This window comes from Sphingomonas limnosediminicola, from assembly GCF_039537965.1.
Taxonomy (GTDB): Bacteria; Pseudomonadota; Alphaproteobacteria; order Sphingomonadales; family Sphingomonadaceae; genus Sphingomicrobium; species Sphingomicrobium limnosediminicola.
On sequence record NZ_BAABBM010000001.1, the window covers coordinates 1,662,972 to 1,681,834 of the forward strand.

The 18,863-nt window shown below is 64.8% G+C and carries 23 protein-coding genes; 18 read left to right on the top strand and 5 right to left on the bottom strand.

Features of this window, described 5'->3' with window-relative positions; translation table 11 throughout:
• Nucleotides 1-54 precede the first annotated feature (54 nt).
• Entirely contained in the window at nucleotides 55-1,773 is a 1,719-nt protein-coding gene (locus tag ABD704_RS08310; protein ID WP_344699209.1) for a gamma-glutamyltransferase family protein, read from the top strand.
• On the opposite strand, the gene ABD704_RS08315 is transcribed toward ABD704_RS08310, so the two are convergent.
• Nucleotides 1,770-2,816: a quinone-dependent dihydroorotate dehydrogenase gene (locus ABD704_RS08315; RefSeq protein WP_344699210.1), complete on the bottom strand. Its 1,047-nt coding sequence runs from the start codon at nucleotides 2,814-2,816 to the stop codon at nucleotides 1,770-1,772. The two genes, ABD704_RS08310 and ABD704_RS08315, sit on opposite strands and share 4 nt — an antisense overlap.
• A 110-nt stretch (nucleotides 2,817-2,926) precedes the next feature.
• Here ABD704_RS08315 and ABD704_RS08320 point away from each other — a divergent pair, with 110 nt between their 5' ends.
• From ABD704_RS08320 to mddA, 10 genes are read left to right on the top strand one after another with little or no spacing between them, the layout of a single operon-like run.
• Nucleotides 2,927-3,331: an RrF2 family transcriptional regulator gene (locus ABD704_RS08320; protein ID WP_344699211.1), complete on the top strand. Its 405-nt coding sequence runs from the start codon at nucleotides 2,927-2,929 to the stop codon at nucleotides 3,329-3,331.
• On the top strand, nucleotides 3,328-4,803 hold the full coding sequence (sufB, locus tag ABD704_RS08325) for a Fe-S cluster assembly protein SufB (protein WP_344699212.1): 1,476 nt from the start codon (nucleotides 3,328-3,330) through the stop codon (nucleotides 4,801-4,803). The genes ABD704_RS08320 and sufB overlap by 4 nt, the downstream gene beginning before the upstream one ends.
• A complete protein-coding gene (locus ABD704_RS08330; protein ID WP_344699213.1) occupies nucleotides 4,800-5,189 on the top strand; it encodes a hypothetical protein in 390 nt (129 codons plus the stop codon). Before sufB ends, ABD704_RS08330 begins: the two co-directional genes overlap by 4 nt.
• A 1-nt stretch (nucleotide 5,190) precedes the next feature.
• The gene (gene sufC, locus ABD704_RS08335; RefSeq protein WP_344699214.1) at nucleotides 5,191-5,934 is read left to right on the top strand and encodes a Fe-S cluster assembly ATPase SufC; all 744 of its coding nucleotides are present in this window, start codon (nucleotides 5,191-5,193) and stop codon (nucleotides 5,932-5,934) included.
• Entirely contained in the window at nucleotides 5,931-6,668 is a 738-nt protein-coding gene (locus ABD704_RS08340) for a SufD family Fe-S cluster assembly protein (RefSeq protein ID WP_344699215.1), read from the top strand. The genes sufC and ABD704_RS08340 overlap by 4 nt, the downstream gene beginning before the upstream one ends.
• Nucleotides 6,665-7,855 carry an aminotransferase class V-fold PLP-dependent enzyme gene (locus ABD704_RS08345; protein ID WP_344699216.1) on the top strand — a complete coding sequence of 397 codons (1,191 nt, stop codon included), beginning with the start codon at nucleotides 6,665-6,667 and terminating at the stop codon, nucleotides 7,853-7,855. Before ABD704_RS08340 ends, ABD704_RS08345 begins: the two co-directional genes overlap by 4 nt.
• Nucleotides 7,852-8,322, top strand: coding sequence for an SUF system Fe-S cluster assembly protein (locus tag ABD704_RS08350; protein WP_344699217.1), 471 nt, complete (start codon nucleotides 7,852-7,854; stop codon nucleotides 8,320-8,322). The genes ABD704_RS08345 and ABD704_RS08350 overlap by 4 nt, the downstream gene beginning before the upstream one ends.
• Complete coding sequence (locus ABD704_RS08355) at nucleotides 8,319-8,678, top strand: HesB/IscA family protein (protein ID WP_344699218.1); 360 nt, start codon at nucleotides 8,319-8,321, stop codon at nucleotides 8,676-8,678. The genes ABD704_RS08350 and ABD704_RS08355 overlap by 4 nt, the downstream gene beginning before the upstream one ends.
• 37 nt (nucleotides 8,679-8,715) lie before the next feature.
• Nucleotides 8,716-8,952 (top strand): hypothetical protein, encoded by a 237-nt coding sequence (locus ABD704_RS08360; protein WP_344699220.1) that lies wholly within the window; start codon nucleotides 8,716-8,718, stop codon nucleotides 8,950-8,952.
• 31 nt (nucleotides 8,953-8,983) lie between these two features.
• A complete protein-coding gene (mddA, locus tag ABD704_RS08365; RefSeq protein WP_344699221.1) occupies nucleotides 8,984-9,736 on the top strand; it encodes a methanethiol S-methyltransferase in 753 nt (250 codons plus the stop codon).
• Nucleotides 9,737-9,750: 14 nt separating this feature from the next.
• Here mddA and ABD704_RS08370 read toward each other — a convergent pair whose 3' ends face one another.
• Entirely contained in the window at nucleotides 9,751-12,021 is a 2,271-nt protein-coding gene (locus ABD704_RS08370) for a S8 family peptidase (RefSeq protein WP_344699222.1), read from the bottom strand.
• A gap of 109 nt (nucleotides 12,022-12,130) precedes the next feature.
• Here ABD704_RS08370 and ABD704_RS08375 point away from each other — a divergent pair, with 109 nt between their 5' ends.
• The 3 genes from ABD704_RS08375 to ABD704_RS08385 all read left to right on the top strand — a co-directional run bounded on the left by ABD704_RS08375 (nucleotide 12,131) and on the right by ABD704_RS08385 (nucleotide 14,703).
• Nucleotides 12,131-12,802, top strand: a complete 672-nt coding sequence (locus tag ABD704_RS08375; RefSeq protein WP_344699224.1) for a pyrimidine 5'-nucleotidase — start codon at nucleotides 12,131-12,133, stop codon at nucleotides 12,800-12,802.
• Nucleotides 12,799-13,623, top strand: coding sequence for a 2,3,4,5-tetrahydropyridine-2,6-dicarboxylate N-succinyltransferase (gene dapD / locus ABD704_RS08380; protein ID WP_344699226.1), 825 nt, complete (start codon nucleotides 12,799-12,801; stop codon nucleotides 13,621-13,623). The genes ABD704_RS08375 and dapD overlap by 4 nt, the downstream gene beginning before the upstream one ends.
• 72 nt (nucleotides 13,624-13,695) lie before the next feature.
• Nucleotides 13,696-14,703: a DMT family transporter gene (locus ABD704_RS08385; RefSeq protein WP_344699227.1), complete on the top strand. Its 1,008-nt coding sequence runs from the start codon at nucleotides 13,696-13,698 to the stop codon at nucleotides 14,701-14,703.
• Here the strand turns inward: ABD704_RS08385 and ABD704_RS08390 are convergent.
• On the bottom strand, nucleotides 14,663-15,241 hold the full coding sequence (locus tag ABD704_RS08390) for a TlpA family protein disulfide reductase (protein WP_344699228.1): 579 nt from the start codon (nucleotides 15,239-15,241) through the stop codon (nucleotides 14,663-14,665). The genes ABD704_RS08385 and ABD704_RS08390 overlap by 41 nt on opposite strands.
• On the opposite strand from ABD704_RS08390, the gene ABD704_RS08395 reads away from it, so the two are divergent.
• Together ABD704_RS08395 and ABD704_RS08400 are read left to right on the top strand one after the other, a co-directional pair.
• Nucleotides 15,225-15,617, top strand: coding sequence for a hypothetical protein (locus tag ABD704_RS08395; protein ID WP_344699229.1), 393 nt, complete (start codon nucleotides 15,225-15,227; stop codon nucleotides 15,615-15,617). The two genes, ABD704_RS08390 and ABD704_RS08395, sit on opposite strands and share 17 nt — an antisense overlap.
• Nucleotides 15,618-15,623: 6 nt before the next feature.
• Nucleotides 15,624-16,484, top strand: a complete 861-nt coding sequence (locus tag ABD704_RS08400; RefSeq protein ID WP_344699230.1) for a UTP--glucose-1-phosphate uridylyltransferase — start codon at nucleotides 15,624-15,626, stop codon at nucleotides 16,482-16,484.
• Here the strand turns inward: ABD704_RS08400 and ABD704_RS08405 are convergent.
• Entirely contained in the window at nucleotides 16,468-16,989 is a 522-nt protein-coding gene (locus ABD704_RS08405) for a response regulator (RefSeq protein WP_344699231.1), read from the bottom strand. The two genes, ABD704_RS08400 and ABD704_RS08405, sit on opposite strands and share 17 nt — an antisense overlap.
• A 45-nt stretch (nucleotides 16,990-17,034) precedes the next feature.
• The gene (locus ABD704_RS08410; RefSeq protein ID WP_344699232.1) at nucleotides 17,035-17,601 is read right to left on the bottom strand and encodes an HNH endonuclease; all 567 of its coding nucleotides are present in this window, start codon (nucleotides 17,599-17,601) and stop codon (nucleotides 17,035-17,037) included.
• 188 nt (nucleotides 17,602-17,789) lie between these two features.
• On the opposite strand from ABD704_RS08410, the gene gluQRS reads away from it, so the two are divergent.
• Complete coding sequence (gene gluQRS / locus ABD704_RS08415) at nucleotides 17,790-18,638, top strand: tRNA glutamyl-Q(34) synthetase GluQRS (RefSeq protein WP_344699233.1); 849 nt, start codon at nucleotides 17,790-17,792, stop codon at nucleotides 18,636-18,638.
• A 9-nt stretch (nucleotides 18,639-18,647) separates the two neighbouring features.
• The gene (locus ABD704_RS08420) at nucleotides 18,648-18,860 is read left to right on the top strand and encodes a twin transmembrane helix small protein (RefSeq protein WP_344699234.1); all 213 of its coding nucleotides are present in this window, start codon (nucleotides 18,648-18,650) and stop codon (nucleotides 18,858-18,860) included.
• The last annotated feature ends 3 nt before the right edge of the window (nucleotides 18,861-18,863 follow it).

An 18,863-nucleotide genomic window follows, 5' to 3' on the forward strand; every position in this document is an offset into this window, starting at 1 on the left:
ATTGCTGCCACTCCTCGTGGACGCAGCCCTAAGGCTTCGCTAGTCGCGAAGGCCATGCGCTTGTCCCTGAAACTGCTCAGCGCGTTTGCCTGCGCTGCCCTCGCCGCCTGCACCGCCACGCCCGTTCCGCAAACGGCGGTCGCGCCGCGCCCAGCGACGGCTGAGCCGTTCGTCATTGCCGCCAACCCGCTCGCCGCCCAGGCCGGCCTGAACGTGCTGAAACGCGGCGGCAGCGCAGTCGATGCCGCGATCGCTATCCAGGCAATGCTGTCCCTCGTCGAGCCGCAGAGCTCGGGCGTCGGCGGCGGCGCCTTCTTGAATTATTTCGACGCGCGCACCGGCAAGCTCACGATCTACGACGGCCGGGAAGTCGCGCCGGCGCAGGCCACTCCGACCATGTTCGTCGGTCCTGACGGCAAGCCGCTACCCTTCGACACGGCGGTCGTCAGCGGCCGCGCGACCGGCGTTCCCGGCGCAGTGAAGATGCTGGCGCTCGCGCACGACGAGCATGGACGCCTGCCGTGGAACAGCCTGTTCGGCGATGCCGAGCGTACGGCGGATGAAGGTTTCATCGTTTCGCCGCGCCTTCAGCGCATGATCCACGCCGACTATGCCGAAAACCACGCGCCCGACGTCATCGCCTATTTCTCGAAAGCCGACGGCACGCTTCTCAGCACTGGCGACCGGCTGGTGAACAAGCCCTACGCCGACTTCCTCCGCCGTCTCGCCGCCCAGGGGCCGGTTGCGCTCTACGCCGGCTCGACCGCCGCGCGGATTATCGAGCGCACCCGACAGGGCGAGCTTTCCGGCACGATGACCATGGCCGACCTTGCCGCCTACCAGCCAGTGAAGCGCGAGGCGATTTGCGGCCACTACCGCGTCTACCTCCTGTGCGCGCCACCGCCACCCGCGAGCGGTGCCGGCCTCATCGAATTGATGGGCCTGCTCGAGCGCACCGACATCGCGCTGCGCGGCGCGAACGATCCCCAGTCCTGGTTCCTGTTCGCCGAGGCGAGCCGCCTGATGTACGCCGACCGCGACCGTTACATCGGCGATCCCCGCTTCGTCCGCGTTCCCGCGGCGGAGATGATCGACCCCGCTTATCTCGACCAGCGCGCGCAGAAGATCGGCGCGAGCGCCGGTGCGCCTCCTGCTGCGGGCGTCCCGGCCGGCGCAAAGGTCGCGGGCATCGACAGTACGCTGGAGCCGACCGGCACCTCGCACCTCATCGTCCGCGACGCCGAAGGCAATGTCGTGTCGATGACGACGACCGTCGAGAGCATCTTCGGCACTGGACGAATGGTCGACGGCTTCTTCCTCAACAACCAGCTGACCGACTTCTCCTTTTCCCCGGTCGACGACCAGGGCCGCCCGCTCGCCAACGCCGTCGCGCCGGGCAAGCGTCCGCGCTCGTCGATGACGCCGGCGATCCTGCTGACCAAGGACGGCAAGTTCGCCGGCGCGATCGGCTCGGCGGGCGGCAATTCGATCATCGCTTATGTCGCCAAGTCGCTGGTCGCCGCAGTCGACTGGAACATGCCCATGCCCCAAGCGCTCGCCGCGCCGAACCTCTTGGCGCGCGGTCCCAACTTCCAGGGAGAGGTGACGAAATTCTCGCCGGAGATCCTGGAAGGCCTGCGCCAACGCGGCATCCACTTGAAGCCCGGCCAAGGAGAGGACAGTGGCGTCACCGCAGTCCTTATCCGCAACGGCCGGATCGACGGCGCCGCCGATCCCCGGCGCGAAGGCGTAGTGCTGACGCTGCCGCGCTAGCGCTCGGTCCCGACAACCTCGGCGATATTGCTGAACCCTTCGCGTTCGACCCGCGCCGCGAGGTCGCGTACGATGCGCCGCGCAATGCCCGGCCCTTCGTAGACCATTGCCGAATAAAGCTGGATCAGGCTCGCACCGGCTCGAATGCGCTCCCACGCGTCGTCCGCACTCGCGATTCCGCCGACGCCTATCAGCGGCAATTCGCCGCCGCTCGCGGCGCGAAATTGACGCAGCGCATCAAGAGCGAGAGCCTTGAGCGGCGCGCCCGACAGGCCGCCTGCCTCACCGGCAAAGCGCGATCTGAGTGGCGGACGCGAAATCGTCGTGTTCGACACGATGAGCGCATCAATCGTTTGGTCGATCGCCGCACGAACGATCCGCTCATGATCGCCGGCTTCGAGATCGGGCGCGACCTTCAGAAACACCGGGGGCCCGCCCTCTGCGCGAGCCTCTTTCACCGCGCTCAACAATTCGACCAATTCACCGCCTGCCTGCAGATTGCGAAGGCCCGGCGTGTTTGGCGAGCTGATGTTGATGGTCAGATAGTCCGCGACCGGGCTCATTGCCCGAACGCCCGCCACATAGTCGGCAATGCGGTCGTCGCTGTCCTTGTTAGCGCCGACGTTCACGCCGACGATCCCCGCCGCGCGCTGGCGCCCGCTGAGCCGCTTCAGCGCGGACTGCTGACCCCCGTTGTTGAAACCCATGCGGTTGATCACCGCCTCGTCCTCGACAAGCCGGAACAGCCGCGGCTTCGGGTTTCCTGCCTGCGCCCGCGGCGTCAATGTCCCGACCTCGACGAAACCGAAGCCGAGGCTCAGCGCCGCCCCGAACACCTCGGCATCCTTGTCGAACCCAGCCGCCAGCCCCATCGGATTGGGAAAGCGCAGGCCCGCGACCGTCGTTTCCAAATTCGGCGTCGAAGGCGGCTTTGGCGTGAATGCCGTCCCCGCTCGCAGCCGCAGGCCCGCAATTGCCAGCCGATGCGCCCGCTCCGCGTCGAGGCGAAAGAGCAATGGCCGGATGGAGCTATAGAGCGACACGTGCCTGCATCTGTCATCGCGACCGCACCGAGGCAACCATCGCGTCCCGGCGGTTGAGTTTCGAGCCGAAACCTACTAAATCCTACCGTAGTGCTCCGAATTAAAAACAGATGCGTCTAACTCACCTCGCCGATTACGCGGTCGTCCTGATGACCGCCGCCGCTCGACGGCCCGCGGCCGCGCGCCTCAGCGCGACCGAGCTTTCGGCCGAGACGGGCGTGCCGCTGCCCACTGCGCAGAAGCTGATGGGCGTGCTTGCGGGCTCAGGCCTGTTGATCAGCGTCCGCGGCGCCGGCGGCGGCTTCACGCTCGCCAGGCCCGCCGAACAAATCAGTCTCGCGGATATCGTCGAGGCCGTCGAAGGCCCGATCGCGATGACGGTCTGCTCCGGCCACGAGGGCGTTTCCGACTGCGCGCTCGACGCGCACTGCCGGGTGAAGCCGCACATGGGCGTCGTCGGCACCGCCATTCGCGGCGCGCTCGGCGCCGTCAGCCTCACGGAGCTGGCGCGATGACCGACGACATCCGCAACCGAGAGGCGCACGAGGCCGCCGAGAAGCTCGCCGAATATGAATGGGGCTTCTCGTCTGACATCGAGCAGGAATTCGCGCCCAAGGGCCTCAGCGAAGACACTGTCCGCTTCATCTCCGCCAAGAAGGACGAGCCCGAATGGATGCTCGACTGGCGGCTCAAGGCCTATCGCGCCTGGCTGGAGATGGAGGAGGTCAGCTGGGCCAAGCTCGACATCCCGCCGATCGATTACCAGGACGCCTATTATTACGCGGCGCCCAAGGCGAAGCCGAAGCTCGCCTCGCTCGACGACGTCGATCCCGAAATCCTTCGCGTCTATGAAAAGCTCGGCATTCCGATCGAGGAGCAGAAGGTGCTCGCCGGCGTCGAGGGCGCGCGCAAGGTGGCGGTCGACGCCGTGTTCGACAGCGTATCTGTCGCCACCACCTTCCGCGAGGAGCTGAAGAAGGCCGGCGTCATCTTCCTCAGCATCAGCGAGGCGATCCGCGAATATCCCGATCTGATACGCAAATATCTCGGCAGTGTCGTTCCGCAGCGCGACAATTACTTCGCCTGCCTCAACAGCGCGGTCTTCTCTGACGGCACCTTCGTTTATGTGCCCCAGGGCGTCCGCTGTCCGATGGAGCTGTCGACCTATTTCCGCATCAATGCGGAGAACACCGGCCAGTTCGAACGCACCCTGATCGTCGCCGACAAGGATAGTTACGTCAGCTACCTCGAAGGCTGCACCGCGCCGATGCGCGACGAGAACCAGCTGCACGCGGCAGTCGTCGAGATCTTCGCGCACGAGGACGCGGAGGTGAAATATTCCACGGTCCAGAACTGGTATCCCGGCGACAAGGAGGGCCGCGGCGGCATCTTCAATTTCGTAACCAAGCGCGCGCTCTGCTCGGGCGACCGCTCGAAGGTCAGCTGGACCCAAGTCGAAACCGGCAGCGCGATCACCTGGAAATATCCAAGCTGCATCCTGAAGGGCGATGGCAGCGTCGGCGAATTCTACTCGGTCGCGCTGACCAATAATCGCCAGCAGGCCGACACCGGCACCAAGATGATCCACATCGGTGCGAACACGCGCTCGACGATCGTCTCCAAGGGAATCAGCGCGGGCAATTCGAACAACACCTATCGCGGACTGGTGCGCGTGCTTCCGCGCGCGGAAAATGTGCGCAACTTTACGCAGTGCGATTCACTGCTGCTCGGCGACCAATGCGGTGCGCACACCGTGCCCTATATCGAGGTGAAAAACCCGACCGCGACGATCGAGCACGAGGCGACGACGTCGAAGATCAGCGAGGACCAGCTTTTCTACGCGATGAGCCGCGGTCTCGATCAGGAAGCCGCCGTCGCGCTCATCGTCAATGGCTTCGCCCGCGAAGTGCTGAAGCAGCTGCCGATGGAGTTCGCGGTCGAGGCGCAGAAGCTGCTTGGAATCAGTTTGGAGGGTTCGGTCGGATGATGCCGTTGTTGTTCCTCGCCGCGGCGTCGGCAGATCTCGACGCTCTTGACCAGGCGGTGTCGAGTTGCGACCGAGCGGCGGCCAACCCGGTGTTCTCCGGCGAGGGCGCTCGGCGGAGTCAGTTCCTTCTCGACGCCTATCGCGAGCAAGAGTCTATTGTCACGGCGCGTGCCGACCTGTCCGATCGCCGCCGCGCGGCGCGTGAAGCGGGCTCTCTCAAGGCGGCCGACGACAAGCAGATGAAGCTTGAGGACGCCGCGCTCGAGGATCGCCAGCGCGCGCTCAACGACAAGCGCATGCTCGAAGGAATTCGCCAGGACGCGATGGACACGATGCGCCGCTACTTCCTCAACAATTGCCCCGCCGGGAAGGACATCGGCAAATAAGATGCTCGACATTTCGAACCTCCACGCGGCCGTCGCCGGCAAGCCGATTTTGAACGGCGTGACGCTGCATGTTCCCGCCGGCGAAGTGCACGCGATCATGGGTCCAAACGGCTCGGGCAAGTCGACGCTCGCTTACGTTTTGTCCGGCCGTCCCGGCTATGAAGTGACCGATGGCAGCGCGATGTTCGACGGCCAGGATTTGATCGCGCTCGCACCGCACGAGCGCGCCGCGGCGGGCCTCTTTCTCGGCTTCCAATATCCGGTGGAAATCCCCGGCATTTCCTATCTTCAATTCCTCCGCGAAAGCCTCAATTCTCAGCGCCGTTCACGCGACGAAGCAGAACTTAGCGGCGCCGAATTCATCAAGCTTGCGCGCGAGCAAGCAGCGCTCCTCGGCATGGACGCGGAGATGCTCAAGCGTCCAGTTAACGTCGGCTTCTCGGGTGGCGAAAAGAAACGCGCCGAGATGGTTCAGATGGGCATCATGAACCCCAAGTTCGCGCTGCTGGACGAGACCGACAGCGGCCTCGACATCGACGCGTTGAAGGCGGTCGGCGCGGGCATCAACCGCATCATGCGCGCCCCTGACAAAGGTGTGCTGTTGATCACCCACTATCAGCGCCTGCTCGACTATGTCGAACCGGACCGGGTGCATGTGCTGCGCGGCGGCCGGATCGTGCGCAGCGGCGGCCCCGAACTCGCGCTGGAACTGGAGCGCGAAGGCTATGCGGAGGCGGCTGCATGACCGCGCCATTTCCGACGCACAAACAGGAGGAATGGCGCTACGCCGACCTCGACGCGCTGAAGCCCGTTTGGGAGCAGTTCGCGGCGCCGATCACGCTCACTGTCGGCGCTGATGAAAGCTTCGAAGAAGTGTGGCTTCCGGTCGCCGACGACGTGCAGGTGAAGCGGGTGCAACTGTCGCTCGGCGCTGGTGCAAAGGCACGCATTTTCGCGCTCAACAATGCTGGGGTTTACGGTCGGATCGAACTCGATGTTTCGCTCGCCGAGGGCGCGGATTTCGAACTGTTCGGCGCCAATATCGGCACGGGCGTTTCGACCAACGAATTCGTCACCAACGTCAACCATGTCGGCCCCAACGGACGCTCGCGCCAGACCATCCGCAGCGTGCTCGGCGGCAAGGCCGTCGGCTCCTATCTCGGCAAGGTCGAGGTGGCGCGCGGCGCGCAGCAAACCGATGGCGAGCAGTCGGTGAAAGCCATGCTGCTCGACCGCGGCGCGACCGCCAACTGCAAGCCCGAGCTCGAGATCTACGCCGACGACGTGAAATGCGCGCACGGCGCCTCCGTCGGTGAGCTCGACGCCATGCAATTATTCTATGCCGAAACGCGCGGGATCGACCCGGCGAGTGCGCGCGCCTTGTTGCTCGAAGGCTTCATCATGGGCCTGTGGGACAGCGCGCAGGATGGGGAAGGGATCCGAACCGCGGCGCGCGACGCATTGCGGAGAATCGTATGAACGCGCCCATCCGCATCAACTCGCGCCTTGATGTGCGCAGCCAATTCCCGGCGATCGAGAATTGGCATTATCTCGACAGCGCCGCAACCGCGCAGAAACCGCAGGCGGTGATCGATGCGATCACCAATGCATACGCGTGCGATTACGCGACGGTGCACCGCGGCGTGTACCAGCGCTCGTCGGAAATGACGGTGCGTTACGAAGCGGCGCGCGCTGCTGCAGCAACGCTGATCGGCGGCGCACCGAACGAATTGATCTTCACGCGCGGTGCAACCGAGGCGATCAACCTCGTCGCGCGCACCCTGCCGAAGAACGGCCGCAACCGCGTGCTCGTCTCGCAGCTAGAGCATCACAGCAACATCGTGCCGTGGCAGCTCGCTGGCTTTGAGGTCGACGCGGTGCCGCTCACGTCTGACGGCCAAATCGATCTCGATGCCGCGGAAGTGATGCTCACGGAAGAGCATCGCATTGTTGGATTTGCGCACGTATCGAACGTTCTTGGCTCGATTCTCGACGCCAAGCGCGCGGCCGACATCGCGCATTCGAAAGGCGCGCTGCTTCTAATCGACGGATGCCAGGCAGTACCGCGCGTCAATGTGAACATTGGGAACATTGGCGCCGACTTTTATGCCTTCTCCGGCCACAAGCTTTACGGCCCGACCGGGATCGGCTGCCTCTGGGGCCGTTCCGACCTACTGCAGCAAATGCCTCCGTGGCAGGGCGGCGGCGCGATGATCGACGAGGTCAGGTTTGAACGATCGACCTTCCTCAATCCGCCGGCGCGGTTCGAAGCCGGGACGCCGCACATCGTCGGCGCAGTCGGGCTCCATGCGGCAATCGACTGGGTGCAGAACCTATCGCTCGACGCAATCCACGCGCACGAAGCCGCGCTCGTCGCGGAGGCACGGGACGCGCTTCGCCGAGTCGACGGCGTGACGATATACGGCCCTGAGGACAGCGCCGGAATCGTCAGCTTCAACGTCAACGGGGTGCATCCGCACGACACGGCCACCATATTGGATGACGCGGGCGTCGCTGTCCGCGCCGGGCATCATTGCGCGCAACCCCTGATGCGCGTGCTCGGTGTCCAGGCGACGGCGCGCGCGAGTTTTGCGGCGCACAGCGACACCTCGGACATCGAAGCGCTGGTGCGTGGCATCGAGCAGGTCAAACGGGTTTTTGCATGAACGAGGAACGCAAGATCGAGACGGAGGAAGTGACGGGTGTGCCGACCCCGCCGCGCGCTCGCGTAGTGCCCGAGACGACCACGGAAACCTTTGAGCGCAAGCGCGACTATCTCGCCGGCTTCCTGTCGGGCGAAAAAGAAGAGGAGCCCAAGGGCGGCGCCGGAAGCGACCTGCAGGCCACCGTCGTCGAGGCGCTGAAGTCGATCTATGACCCCGAAATCCCCGTCGACATCTATGAGCTCGGCCTGATCTACAACGTCGAGATCAGCGAGGATGGCGACGCTACGATCACCATGACGCTGACAACGCCGCACTGCCCGGTGGCGGAATCGCTGCCGCAGGAGGTCGAGCTGCGCGTGCTGTCGGTGCCCGGCATCCGCGACGCGGTCGTCAATCTGGTCTGGGATCCGCCGTGGGATCCGTCGAAGATGAGCGACGAGGCTCGCCTCGAATTGGGAATGCTATGAACAAGGAAACGAAAGTCCGCGCACGTCCGGCCGCGATCACGCTGACCCCCCGCGCCGAATCCCGCATCGCGGAACTCATGAGCCGCGCGCCCGAAGGCGCGATCGGCGTCAAGCTATCGACGCCGCGCCGCGGCTGCTCGGGCCTCGCTTATTCGGTCGATTATGTGTCCGACGAACAGCCCTTCGACGAGAAGATCGAAACGCCCGGCGGAACCTTCTACGTCGACGGCGCTTCCGTGCTCTATCTCATCGGCTCGACAATGGACTGGCGCGAGGACGATTTCGCTGCCGGCTTCGTGTTCGAAAACCCCAACGCGAAGGGCGCCTGCGGCTGCGGCGAAAGCTTCACCGTCTGACCGCATAATGGTATGATCGCCGCGAAAGGAGACTCTAATGCTCCTCATGGCCGCCGCGCTCATCTCCATATCCGCATCGAAGGCGACTGGGCCGCTCGCGCAACCGAAATCCTGTCCGCGTACCACCCGCTACTACGCCTGGGATCGCGATAAATCCATCGCTCCGCGCAAGCTCGCGCAGCTTCCGCCGGCCAACATCTACGCCACCGTCTACCGTCGCGTGGACGGATGCGAAGTGCCGCTAGTCGTCAAATATGGAGTCGGCGGCCGGTAACGAGTCACGCATCAGCCGAGGGGGAAACGGCATGTCACGAACGGCAACGCTTCTTTTCGCCATCATCTGCTACGCGATCTTCTTCGCGACCTTTCTCTACCTGATCGTCTTCGTCGGCGACTTCGCCTTCGCGACGGTGACCGTCGATAACGGACCGCAGGCTCCGCTCGCCGTCGCCCTCGTCGTCGATATTGCGCTGATGGCGCTCTTCGGGCTGCAGCACAGCATGATGGCAAGGCCTGCGTTCAAGGCGAGGTGGACGCGCATCGTTCCTCCCGCAGCCGAACGTAGCGTGTACGTCCTCGCGGCGAGCATCGCGCTGATGATCCTGTTCCTGGGATGGCGCCCGATCGACACGATCGTCTGGAACTTCACCAACCCAATCCTCCACGACCTCATCTGGGTGCTGTTCTGGGCGGGTTGGGCAACGGTGCTGGTCAGCACCTTCCTCATCAATCATTTCGAGCTGTTCGGTCTGCAGCAGGCGTGGTTCCACGTCAGCGGACGCCAGGCCGCAAAGCCCGAGCTGCGCCAGCCAGTGTTCTACCGCTACGTCGCGCACCCGCTCTATAGCGGCTTCTTCCTCTCCTTTTGGGCAACGCCGGAAATGACCGCGGGACACTTGCTCCTCGCGCTTGGCCTGTCGGCCTACATGCTGATCGCTATCCGATATGAGGAGCACGACCTCACCAACCAGTTTGGCGAGGAGTATCGCCGCTACCGGTCAAGCGTGGGCGGGTTGATCCCGCGATTCAGGCGACGGGACCGAAATCCCGCCGCCTGACCCCCTGATTCCGTCTAGAAAGCGAGGTTGAAGCGAAGTGCCGCGCCCGTGTCGTCGCTTGCGGCGGCGATATGGCCAGGCTGACGCCGGTAAAAGATATTGCCGCCGAACCAGGCGCGGTCGCCTAGCAGGCTCGCGCCGTAGCTCAGCTCGGTGTCGATCTCCCGCCCGCTCGGCGTCAACGACATGGTGGTCAGCATGTCGGTCGCCGACAGCGTCGCGTAATCGTAGGACGTCGGCAGCATCATCGCGAAGCCGCCATGCTCGACGCGCAACGGCTGCGCGATGCGCAGGCCGAGCCGATCGCTGCTTCCAAACAGACCCAGCTTCGACAGATCGAAGCCGTAGGCCGCCGTCTGGAACCTACCCGCCGCGAAGTCGGTCCAACCACGCCGCGCCGTTAGCTCAGCGCTCCATCCCTTACCGAAGTCGTGCCGCGCGTCCGCGTCGAGGAACAAGGTCGTCGCGTCGCCGCCGCCCAGCGCGCCGGTCATCCGGCCGCCGAGCAACGTCTGCTTCTCTTCAAGCCGGCTGACGCCAGCCGAAAGCCAGTTGCTGCCGAACGTGCGATCGACCGCGACGCTGGTGTAGCGATAGGGTGAACCGGTCGCGCTGGTCTTCACTTCCTGCCAGACGTTCCCGCTCTCCCCCGAAAGGGTGACGCCGGTGCGGCCAAACGAATGGCGGATGGCTAGGCTACCGTCGCGTGAGGCGGCGAAGCCGGGATCGCCAGCGATGTCCTTCGCGATCAGGAAGGCGCAAGTCATTGCGCCATTGAGGCGGCGCTCCATCGCTTTCGATCCTTCGGCCATGCCGAATGCGACGGCTGTCTCGCGATCGATCCGCGCCACCGCCGATCCCGCGATCAGCCGTGCCTTGCGGGCGTCCTGCGGACCGATGCCGAGGCGGTCGAGCGCGAATCCGTCGATGAGATCGTGGCGCTCGGTTACCGTCATGGCGATGCTGATCGGGCCGGCGCTGCTGCCTGCGACTTTCACGTCATTCTGCAGCGACCGCGCAAGCGGATGGTCCACCTGCGCGCTGCGCAGCGACTTTGCCAAGTCCATCACATAAGCGCGGTCGTAGCCGTCGAGCACAATTGCGCCGAGCGACTGTCCAGTCTGTGCTGCGTCGCCCGCCGCCGACGGCAAGTCGCCGCCGGTGCCGGCCACTGCAACCTTGCTGTCCGCCATGCTGAGCGCGCCCTGCGGCTTGAACGCATTCTGGATGTTTAGCCGGCCGCGGCCATATACTGGATCGGTACCTGCTGTTCCAAGATCGTCGGCGCTGCTCAGCAATATCTCGACGATCTGCTTGCCCGTCAGGCTCGGGAACGCCTGCGCCATGAGCGCAACTGCGCCGCTGATCACCGGGGCCGAGAAGCTGGTGCCCGACCAACGAAATTGCGTTCCGGTCTGGTCCGGCGCGCGGTCGTTCTCGCCGACCGCCGTCAGGTAATATGCCGCGCCAGTACCCGCCTGGTCGGAGAAGGTCGAAATTTGCCCCGTGGCGCCAACGGACCCGGCAATGATCACGCTTCCGGGAAACTGCTGCGCAGGCGTGAGTGCGAAAGCGTCCGGGTTGGGCGTGCTGTCGTTGCCGGCGGAGATGACGATGACAACGCCCGCGCTCACGGCACGCTGCATCGCCGACAGAAGGACAGCCCCGGGCTGCGAACCGCCGAGAGACAGGTTGATGACCTTCGCACCGGCTGAGCGCGCGGCGTCGATCCCTGCCGCAATCGAATTGTCGTAGAAGGTGCAGCCGTCGGTCTGCGAGCAGGTGCCGGGCTGATCGGCGCGTTCGCTGACGATCGTCGCGTCGAACGCCACGCCCATCGTGTCAACGCCATTCCGGGCCGCAGCCGCTACCGCGCTGACGGCAGTGCCGTGACCGCCTTCGTCGCTAATGCCGCGTGACGCGGCAACGTCGCCGCTGGCAGGGTCGATGCGACCCGCGAACTCGGCGAGCGCGGGATTGATACCGCTGTCGACGACGCCGATCTTCACACCCTTGCCCGTCGCGCCCGCGTTGTAGGCTGCAATCGCATTGGCGGCGACGCTGTAGCCGGAACTGCGATACTCGGCCGTGTCGTATCCCCCCGTCGGGGTCGGCGTGGGCGTCGGCGTAGGAGTTGGCGTTGGCGTTGGCGTTGGCGTGGGAGTCGGCGTCGTTGGCGCGATCGGGATCGGCTGGACGCCGCCGCCCCCGCCTCCACCGCACGCCGTAAGTCCCAGTGCAAACACAACCGCGCACGAAGACGTGCCCAACAGGCGCCTATTCATGATCCCTCCACCCAAACCGTTGAAAACGCACGGCTTCTCGGCAACAATTATGCTTTCTAATTCCTTTCAATTTGCTGAAGGGCCGAAAGCGTCTAGGGCACCGGCGGCCATGGACCCGCGCTTCGCTCACATCCGCGACTGGATCTTCGACCTCGACAATTGCCTGTACCCGGCGGGCAGCCGGCTGTTCGAGCTAATCGACCAGAAGATGACGGCCTATATCGAGCGTCTGCTCAACGTCGACGCGATCGAAGCCCGTCGTATTCAGAAGATGCACTTCCATGGGTCCGGCACCACGCTCGCGGGGTTGATGAAGCATCACGACGTCGATCCCCATCATTTCATGGGCGATGTGCACGATGTTCCGCTCGATCGGCTCACCCAGGACGACCGCCTCGTCGCGGCCATAGGTCGGCTGCCCGGCCGGAAGTTCATTCATACCAACGGTAATGCCGATTATGCGTGGAAGGTACTCGACCGGCTCGGGCTGGCGGCTGAGATCGATCACCTCCACGACATCTTCGCGGCTGACCTCACGCCAAAGCCCGAGGCGCATGGCTATCGGAAGCTGCTCGATCAGTTCGGCGTCGAGCCGACGCAGGCGCTGATGGTCGAGGACATGGTCCGCAACCTGACACCGGCCAAGCAGCTCGGCATGACCACGGTCTGGGTCGACAACGGGTCTGAGCGCGGCAATCACGGCTATGACGAAGCGATCGTCGATTACCGGATTACCGATGTCGGCGAGTGGCTCGACAGCATTGTGGGGAATGACGAATGAATGAGCAGCTGCAGTCCGTGATCGAGCGCGCATGGGACGAGCGGGACTCGATAGGCCCGTCGACCAAGGGCGAAGTCCGGCACGCCGTCGATGCCGCACTCACCGCGCTCGACAGCGGCGGCGCCCGCATCGCGGAGAAGAATGGCGACGAGTGGACCGTCCATCAGTGGCTGAAGAAGGCCGTGCTCCTGTCCTTCCGGCTCAATCCCATGGAAGCGATTTCCGGCGGCCCCGGCGGATCGCACTGGTGGGATAAGGTGCCTTCGAAATTCGCCGGCTGGGGCGAGAGGGAATTTGCGGATGCCGCCTTCCGCGCGGTGCCTGGCGCTATTGTCCGCCGCGGTGCTTACATCGCGCCTGGCGCTGTGCTGATGCCGAGCTTCGTCAACATCGGTGCGCGCGTCGGGGAAGGCACGATGATCGATACCTGGGCGACCGTGGGCAGCTGCGCCCAGATCGGCAGCAACGTCCACATCTCCGGCGGCGCCGGGATCGGCGGGGTGCTCGAGCCGCTTCAGGCTGGCCCGGTCATCATCGAGGACGATTGCTTTGTCGGCGCTCGCTCCGAAGTCGCCGAGGGCGTGGTTGTCGAGCGCGGATCCGTGCTTTCGATGGGCGTCTTCCTCGGCGCCTCGACCAAGATCGTCGACCGCGCGACAGGCGAAGTCTACTACGGACGCGTACCGGCTTATTCGGTCGTCGTTCCCGGCGCATTGCCGGGTAAGGAAGGCGGCCCGTCGCTTGCCTGCGCGGTGATTGTGAAGCGTGTCGACGAACGCACGCGATCAAAAACCAGCATCAATGAGCTTCTCCGCGACTAATAAGCTCAGCTTATAGGCAGGACTCCACCATTTGTTGGCGGCGCACCGTGCCGCTCCATAGCTTCACGGGCTATGAAACCCGTTCCTCCCCAGTCGTTTGACCGCAAGCAGGCGGAAGCCGCTGCGCCCCTCCCCGCTCATGACGCGCACGTGATTCGTACCGTCATGAACCGCAGCGACTGGCTGATCCTTGGCGTGCTCGCGCTCATCTGGGGCGGGGCCTTCTTCTTCATCGGCGTCGCCGTGAAGCATGTGCACCCGCTGACTTACGTCTGGCTGCGGCTGACCATCGCCGCCGTGGCGATGTGGGCATTCCTTCGCTTCAAGGGACAACCGCTTGGCCTGCCGAAAGGCGCCTGGGGTTCGATCTTCCTGCTCGCAGTGCTTAACAATGCGCTGCCGTTCACGCTTTTCGGCTGGGGCCAGACGCACATTGCGAGTGGCCTCGCCGCGATTCTCAACGCCACCACCCCGATCTGGGGCGTGATCGTTGCTCACTTCCTCACCAGCGACGAGCGCATGAGCCCGCGCAAGATCGCCGGCGTCGTCCTCGGCTTCGGCGGTGTCGCGACAATGATCGGCCCGTCGCTACTATCGAGCATCGGCACCAGCGCGCTGGCCCAGCTCGCATGCGTCACCGCATCGCTCAGCTATGCGCTCGCCGCCGTCTGGGCCCGCCGGTTCCGCCGCCAGGGCATTTCGCCGCTGAGCGTCACCACGGGCCAGCTCACCGCCGGCGCCCTCGTGATGCTCCCGGTTTCGATGATCTTCGACCAGCCCTGGACCCGGCCGCTGCCGCCCCTCGGCGCATGGGGCGCCATCGTCGCGCTCGCGCTCCTCTGCACGGCGTTCGGCTACGTCCTTTACTTCCGGCTGATCGACAAGGCCGGTGCGACCAATGCGCTGCTGGTGACCCTTCTCGTACCGCCGGTCGCAATCCTTCTCGGCGGGCTGTTCCTTCACGAAACGCTGGCGCCGCAGGATTTCCTCGGGCTCGCCCTGATCGCGCTTGGCCTTGCCGCGATCGACGGGCGACTGCTCAGAGCTTTCCCGATGCGCCGGCTTCGGACAGTAGTTTAGCGGCCTCGGCGCTCGTCCAATCTAGATCGCCGACGTAGCGCCAGACTTCCTTGCCCTGCGCGTCGAGCAGGATCGTCGTCGGCAAAACCGTGTCGGGCCCAAGCGCGCCCGACAAGGCCATCTTCTCGTCCTGGTAAGCACCCAGTGTCTGGATCTTGTGCGCTTCCAGAAAGGCCTCGACCGATGCGTGCGGGCCGCTGTCCTGGCTGACCGCGATCACCTGCACGCCCCCAGCCTTCTGTTGCGCTGCCGCTAGCCGGTCGAGCGTCGGCAACTCCTTGACGCAGGGCGCGCACCAGGTCGCCCACAGATTCACCAGGACCGTCTTGCCCATTAGCTCTGCAAGGCTGGCGTCTTCGCCGTCCGCGCTCTTGAACGTCGCGTCTGGCGCCGCCTGCCCGCGATGGCTGCGGTCGACGCCCTTTACCGGTCCGGCGGGCTGTTCGCTGGCAGCAACATTCTCCGCCGGCGATTGTTCGGCTGGCTTGTGGCAGGCGCTGACGGCGAACAAGACGGAGCAAATGAGCAAGGTGCGCATGATCGGCGGCGCTAGCGCAAGCTACGGCGAACGGCTAGTCGAGAGCCCGATGCAGACCTCGCGCCTCCTGCCCCTCGCCGCGCTGATTGCGCTTGGAAGCTGCGGCCACGTTGCGGAGTTGAAGCCGCCTACCGGGAAGGCTCTTCCGGTCAAGCCGTTGATGGCGAAGACCGCGCCCGATGCACGCGAGCTGCTGACGCCCCCGCCCTATGCGCGGCCCAACCGCGTCGACGAACTCATCCGCCAGCCGCGGGAGCGCCAGCCCGACCCATTCGACCTGCCGCCGCCGACCGGCGGTGTGGCGCCTTCGCTTCCTGCCGGATCGGACCCTCAGCCGGTCACCAACGAGACCGGCCCTTCAACACCCGGAGATTGAGCCCGCATGTCCAATCGCGTTCGCAAGGCGGTGTTCCCCGTCGCCGGCCTCGGCACCCGCCTGCTTCCGGCCACCAAGACGATCCCGAAAGAGATGATCACGGTCGTCGACCGTCCGCTCATCCAGTACGCGGTCGATGAAGCGCGCGAAGCCGGGATCGAACAGATGATCTTCGTCACCGGCCGCGGCAAGTCCGCGCTGGTCGACTATTTCGACGTGGCGTTCGAGCTCGAAGCGACGATGCGCGGCAAGAGCAAGAGCCTGGACATACTGGAACCATCGAACGCACGCTTCGGCGAGATTGTCTCCGTCCGCCAGCAGCAGCCGCTCGGCCTCGGCCACGCCGTCTGGTGCGCCCGGGACATCGTCGGCGACGAGCCCTTCGCAGTCCTGCTCCCCGACGAGCTGATGTACGGCAAGCCCAACTGTCTCACCCAGATGGTCGAGGCGTTCGAGCGCGTTGGCGGAAACATCGTCGCGGCGCTCGAAGTACCCGACAGCGAAACGCATCAGTACGGCGTCATCGATCCTGGCGAGACCAATGGTCTGCTGACAGAGATCCGCGGTCTGGTCGAAAAGCCGAAGCCCGGCACGGCGCCCTCAAACCTAATGCTTCCCGGCCGCTACATCCTTCAACCCGAGGTGATGCGCGAGCTCGACGCTCAGGAAACGGGCGCGGGCGGCGAAATCCAGCTGACCGATGCAATGGCCAAGTTGATCGGAAGGCAGCCATTCCACGGCTACCGCTTTAAGGGCGAACGTTACGACTGCGGCAGCGCAGCGGGCTTCGTTATCGCCAACCTTGCGATGGCGGTCGAGCGGGAGGACGTCGGACCGAAGGTCCGCGAGTTCATCGCGACGCTTTAGATTTCACTTCGGCGAGCTGGTCCTTGAGTTCCCCGATCTGGATGGCGCGTTCGACGATGCGCGCGTCCAGCACCGCATTGTCTTCGCGCAGCCGCTGGAGGGTGCGCGCCCGGTCAAGCCGGCGCTCGATCCGCGCGAACAGCACCTCGAAGTGGAACGGCTTCAGGATCACATCGTCGGCGCCCGCTTCATAGGCCTCGACCGCGCCCGCCGGCTTCGACTTGCCGGTAATCAGCATCACCGGGAGCTCGCGCCAGATCGCCTCACCGCGGATCACGCGCGCGAGATCCGCGCCGCTCATGCGCGGCATATAGAGTTCGGCGAGAACCAGATCGATCGGCTGGCGATGAAGCTCGGCCACGGCCGCCTGCCCGCAATCCGCTGCCGACACGCGATAACCCGCCTCAACCAACCGCCGTGTGAGCACGCCGAGGTTCGTCTTGTTCGGATCAACCACGAGGATGCGCGGCCGCTCTTCGGGCACAGTTGGAAAGCGAATATCCATCCAGGTTTGACTACGCGAAGATGGTTAATAGCCGATAACCGCGCCTTAAGGCTCCAGCTCGACGTCCCAGTAGAGATAGTCGCGCCAACTCTGGTGCAGATAGTTTGGCGGGAATGCGCGGCCGTGCTCCTGCAGCTGCCAGCTTGTGGGACGGATCGGCTCGTGCATGATGTGCATGTGCGCTTCCGCGGGCGTCCGGCCGCCCTTGCGCAGGTTGCAGGGCGCGCAGGCAGTCGCGACATTTTCCCACATCGTGCGGCCGCCTTGCGCGCGCGGCACCACGTGATCAAACGTCAGCTCCTTGTGCGACCCGCAATAGACGCAACGAAATTTGTCGCGGAGGAAGAGGTTGAACCGGGTGAACGCCGGATATTCGTTCGGCTTCACGAATTGGCGAAGCGCGATCACCGATGGCAGCTTCAGCGCGGTGCTCGGACTGTGCACCTCGCGCTCGTAATGAGCGACGACGTCGACGCGTTCGAGGAACATCGCCTTGACCGCGGTCTGCCATGGCCACAGCGAAAGCGGATAATAAGACAGCGGCGTATAGTCGGCGTTGAGAACCAGCGCCGGGCAGCTATCGGGATGGCGGATCAGCTCGGGGTGATACATACGAAGCCAGCACAGCCTTTCGTTCGGTTCGAACCGAACTGCTGCTCCCCGGCCTCGTCGCACTCAAGGAGGAGAGGGCGGCGCGGCCCGTCTTCCCTTGTTGACCACCGGATGCCAACCCGGCGTGACATGCGCATGACACCACTTTCACTGACTCAGCGTCAAGAGTCCTTTGCGCAACAGGTCAAATGTTCATAACCCGCTTCGCCCCCAGTCCGAGCGGCCGGCTGCACCTCGGCCATGCTTACAGCGCCGCGATCGGCCATGCGCGGGCGCGGGAGAGTGGCGGCAAGTTCAGGCTGCGGATCGAGGATCTCGACCAGACCCGCTGTAAGCCGGAGTTCGTGGATGGCATCTTCGAGGACTTGCGTTGGCTTGGTCTCGACTGGGAGGAGCCGGTTCTTGTCCAATCTGAGCGCACGGCTGCCTACGCGGATGCCCTCGAGCAATTGAAGTCGGAAGGCCTCGCATACCCCTGTTTCTGCACCCGCGCCGACATTGCCCAATCGCTCACAGCGCCACATGGCGATGCCGCGACCAGCTATCCGGGCACCTGCCGCGGTCTGGCCGACGATCCTGAGCGCCGGGCGGCGACTCCCCATTCGTGGCGGCTAGACTCCGCAAAGGCGCTGGGAATGACGGGCCTGCCGAGCTGGCGCGAGGCCGACGGCGCGGAATTCACCGCTTCCGGGCGGGACATCGGCGACGCCATCCTCGCGCGCAAGGACGCACCCGCTTCCTATCATCTCTCCTGCGTCGTCGACGATGCGGCGAGCGGCGTGACGATGGTCGTCCGCGGCGCCGACCTCCGCGCCTCGACGCCCGTCCAGCGGCTGCTCCAGATACTGCTCGACCTCCCCGAGCCGGTATATCTTCATCATCAGATCGTCGCGCACGAGGAGGGACGGCGCCTCGCCAAGCGCGACCTCGCGCCGACGCTCGCCGCAATGCGGGATGGCGGCATCGACGGGCCCACCCTCGCGGTGCAGCTCCTTACCGGCCTTCTCCCGTCTGGCTTTCGGCTTCAGGAAGCCTAAATAGCGCCCATGACTCCGAATGTGATCCTGATCGTTCTTCTGGTCTTGGCAATGGGCGCAACGGCCTATGTCCTCGTGCGCGGCGTCATCGCCATGGCATCCGGCAAGGACGTCACCGGCGAGCAACAGCAGGACTACATGCGCAAGCGCGTGCTGTTCCAGGCGGTCGCGATCGTCATCGTGATCCTCATCCTCGTCGTCGCCGGCCAGGCCGGCCACTAAGGC

Excerpts from the sequence above, each read along its gene's own strand:
- sufC (WP_344699214.1), top strand. The coding sequence starts at position 5,191 with ATGCTCGACATTTCGAACCTCCACGCGGCCGTCGCCGGCAAGCCGATT.
- gluQRS (WP_344699233.1), top strand. The coding sequence starts at position 17,790 with ATGTTCATAACCCGCTTCGCCCCCAGTCCGAGCGGCCGGCTGCACCTC.
- ABD704_RS08370 (WP_344699222.1), bottom strand. The coding sequence starts at position 12,021 with ATGAATAGGCGCCTGTTGGGCACGTCTTCGTGCGCGGTTGTGTTTGCA.
- ABD704_RS08320 (WP_344699211.1), top strand. The coding sequence starts at position 2,927 with ATGCGTCTAACTCACCTCGCCGATTACGCGGTCGTCCTGATGACCGCC.
- ABD704_RS08400 (WP_344699230.1), top strand. The coding sequence starts at position 15,624 with ATGTCCAATCGCGTTCGCAAGGCGGTGTTCCCCGTCGCCGGCCTCGGC.
- ABD704_RS08310 (WP_344699209.1), top strand. The coding sequence starts at position 55 with ATGCGCTTGTCCCTGAAACTGCTCAGCGCGTTTGCCTGCGCTGCCCTC.
- ABD704_RS08390 (WP_344699228.1), bottom strand. The coding sequence starts at position 15,241 with ATGCGCACCTTGCTCATTTGCTCCGTCTTGTTCGCCGTCAGCGCCTGC.
- ABD704_RS08345 (WP_344699216.1), top strand. The coding sequence starts at position 6,665 with ATGAACGCGCCCATCCGCATCAACTCGCGCCTTGATGTGCGCAGCCAA.
- sufB (WP_344699212.1), top strand. The coding sequence starts at position 3,328 with ATGACCGACGACATCCGCAACCGAGAGGCGCACGAGGCCGCCGAGAAG.
- ABD704_RS08410 (WP_344699232.1), bottom strand. The coding sequence starts at position 17,601 with ATGTATCACCCCGAGCTGATCCGCCATCCCGATAGCTGCCCGGCGCTG.
- mddA (WP_344699221.1), top strand. The coding sequence starts at position 8,984 with ATGTCACGAACGGCAACGCTTCTTTTCGCCATCATCTGCTACGCGATC.
- dapD (WP_344699226.1), top strand. The coding sequence starts at position 12,799 with ATGAATGAGCAGCTGCAGTCCGTGATCGAGCGCGCATGGGACGAGCGG.
- ABD704_RS08375 (WP_344699224.1), top strand. The coding sequence starts at position 12,131 with ATGGACCCGCGCTTCGCTCACATCCGCGACTGGATCTTCGACCTCGAC.
- ABD704_RS08360 (WP_344699220.1), top strand. The coding sequence starts at position 8,716 with ATGCTCCTCATGGCCGCCGCGCTCATCTCCATATCCGCATCGAAGGCG.
- ABD704_RS08355 (WP_344699218.1), top strand. The coding sequence starts at position 8,319 with ATGAACAAGGAAACGAAAGTCCGCGCACGTCCGGCCGCGATCACGCTG.
- ABD704_RS08395 (WP_344699229.1), top strand. The coding sequence starts at position 15,225 with ATGAGCAAGGTGCGCATGATCGGCGGCGCTAGCGCAAGCTACGGCGAA.
- ABD704_RS08340 (WP_344699215.1), top strand. The coding sequence starts at position 5,931 with ATGACCGCGCCATTTCCGACGCACAAACAGGAGGAATGGCGCTACGCC.
- ABD704_RS08420 (WP_344699234.1), top strand. The coding sequence starts at position 18,648 with ATGACTCCGAATGTGATCCTGATCGTTCTTCTGGTCTTGGCAATGGGC.
- ABD704_RS08405 (WP_344699231.1), bottom strand. The coding sequence starts at position 16,989 with ATGGATATTCGCTTTCCAACTGTGCCCGAAGAGCGGCCGCGCATCCTC.
- ABD704_RS08385 (WP_344699227.1), top strand. The coding sequence starts at position 13,696 with ATGAAACCCGTTCCTCCCCAGTCGTTTGACCGCAAGCAGGCGGAAGCC.
- ABD704_RS08330 (WP_344699213.1), top strand. The coding sequence starts at position 4,800 with ATGATGCCGTTGTTGTTCCTCGCCGCGGCGTCGGCAGATCTCGACGCT.
- ABD704_RS08350 (WP_344699217.1), top strand. The coding sequence starts at position 7,852 with ATGAACGAGGAACGCAAGATCGAGACGGAGGAAGTGACGGGTGTGCCG.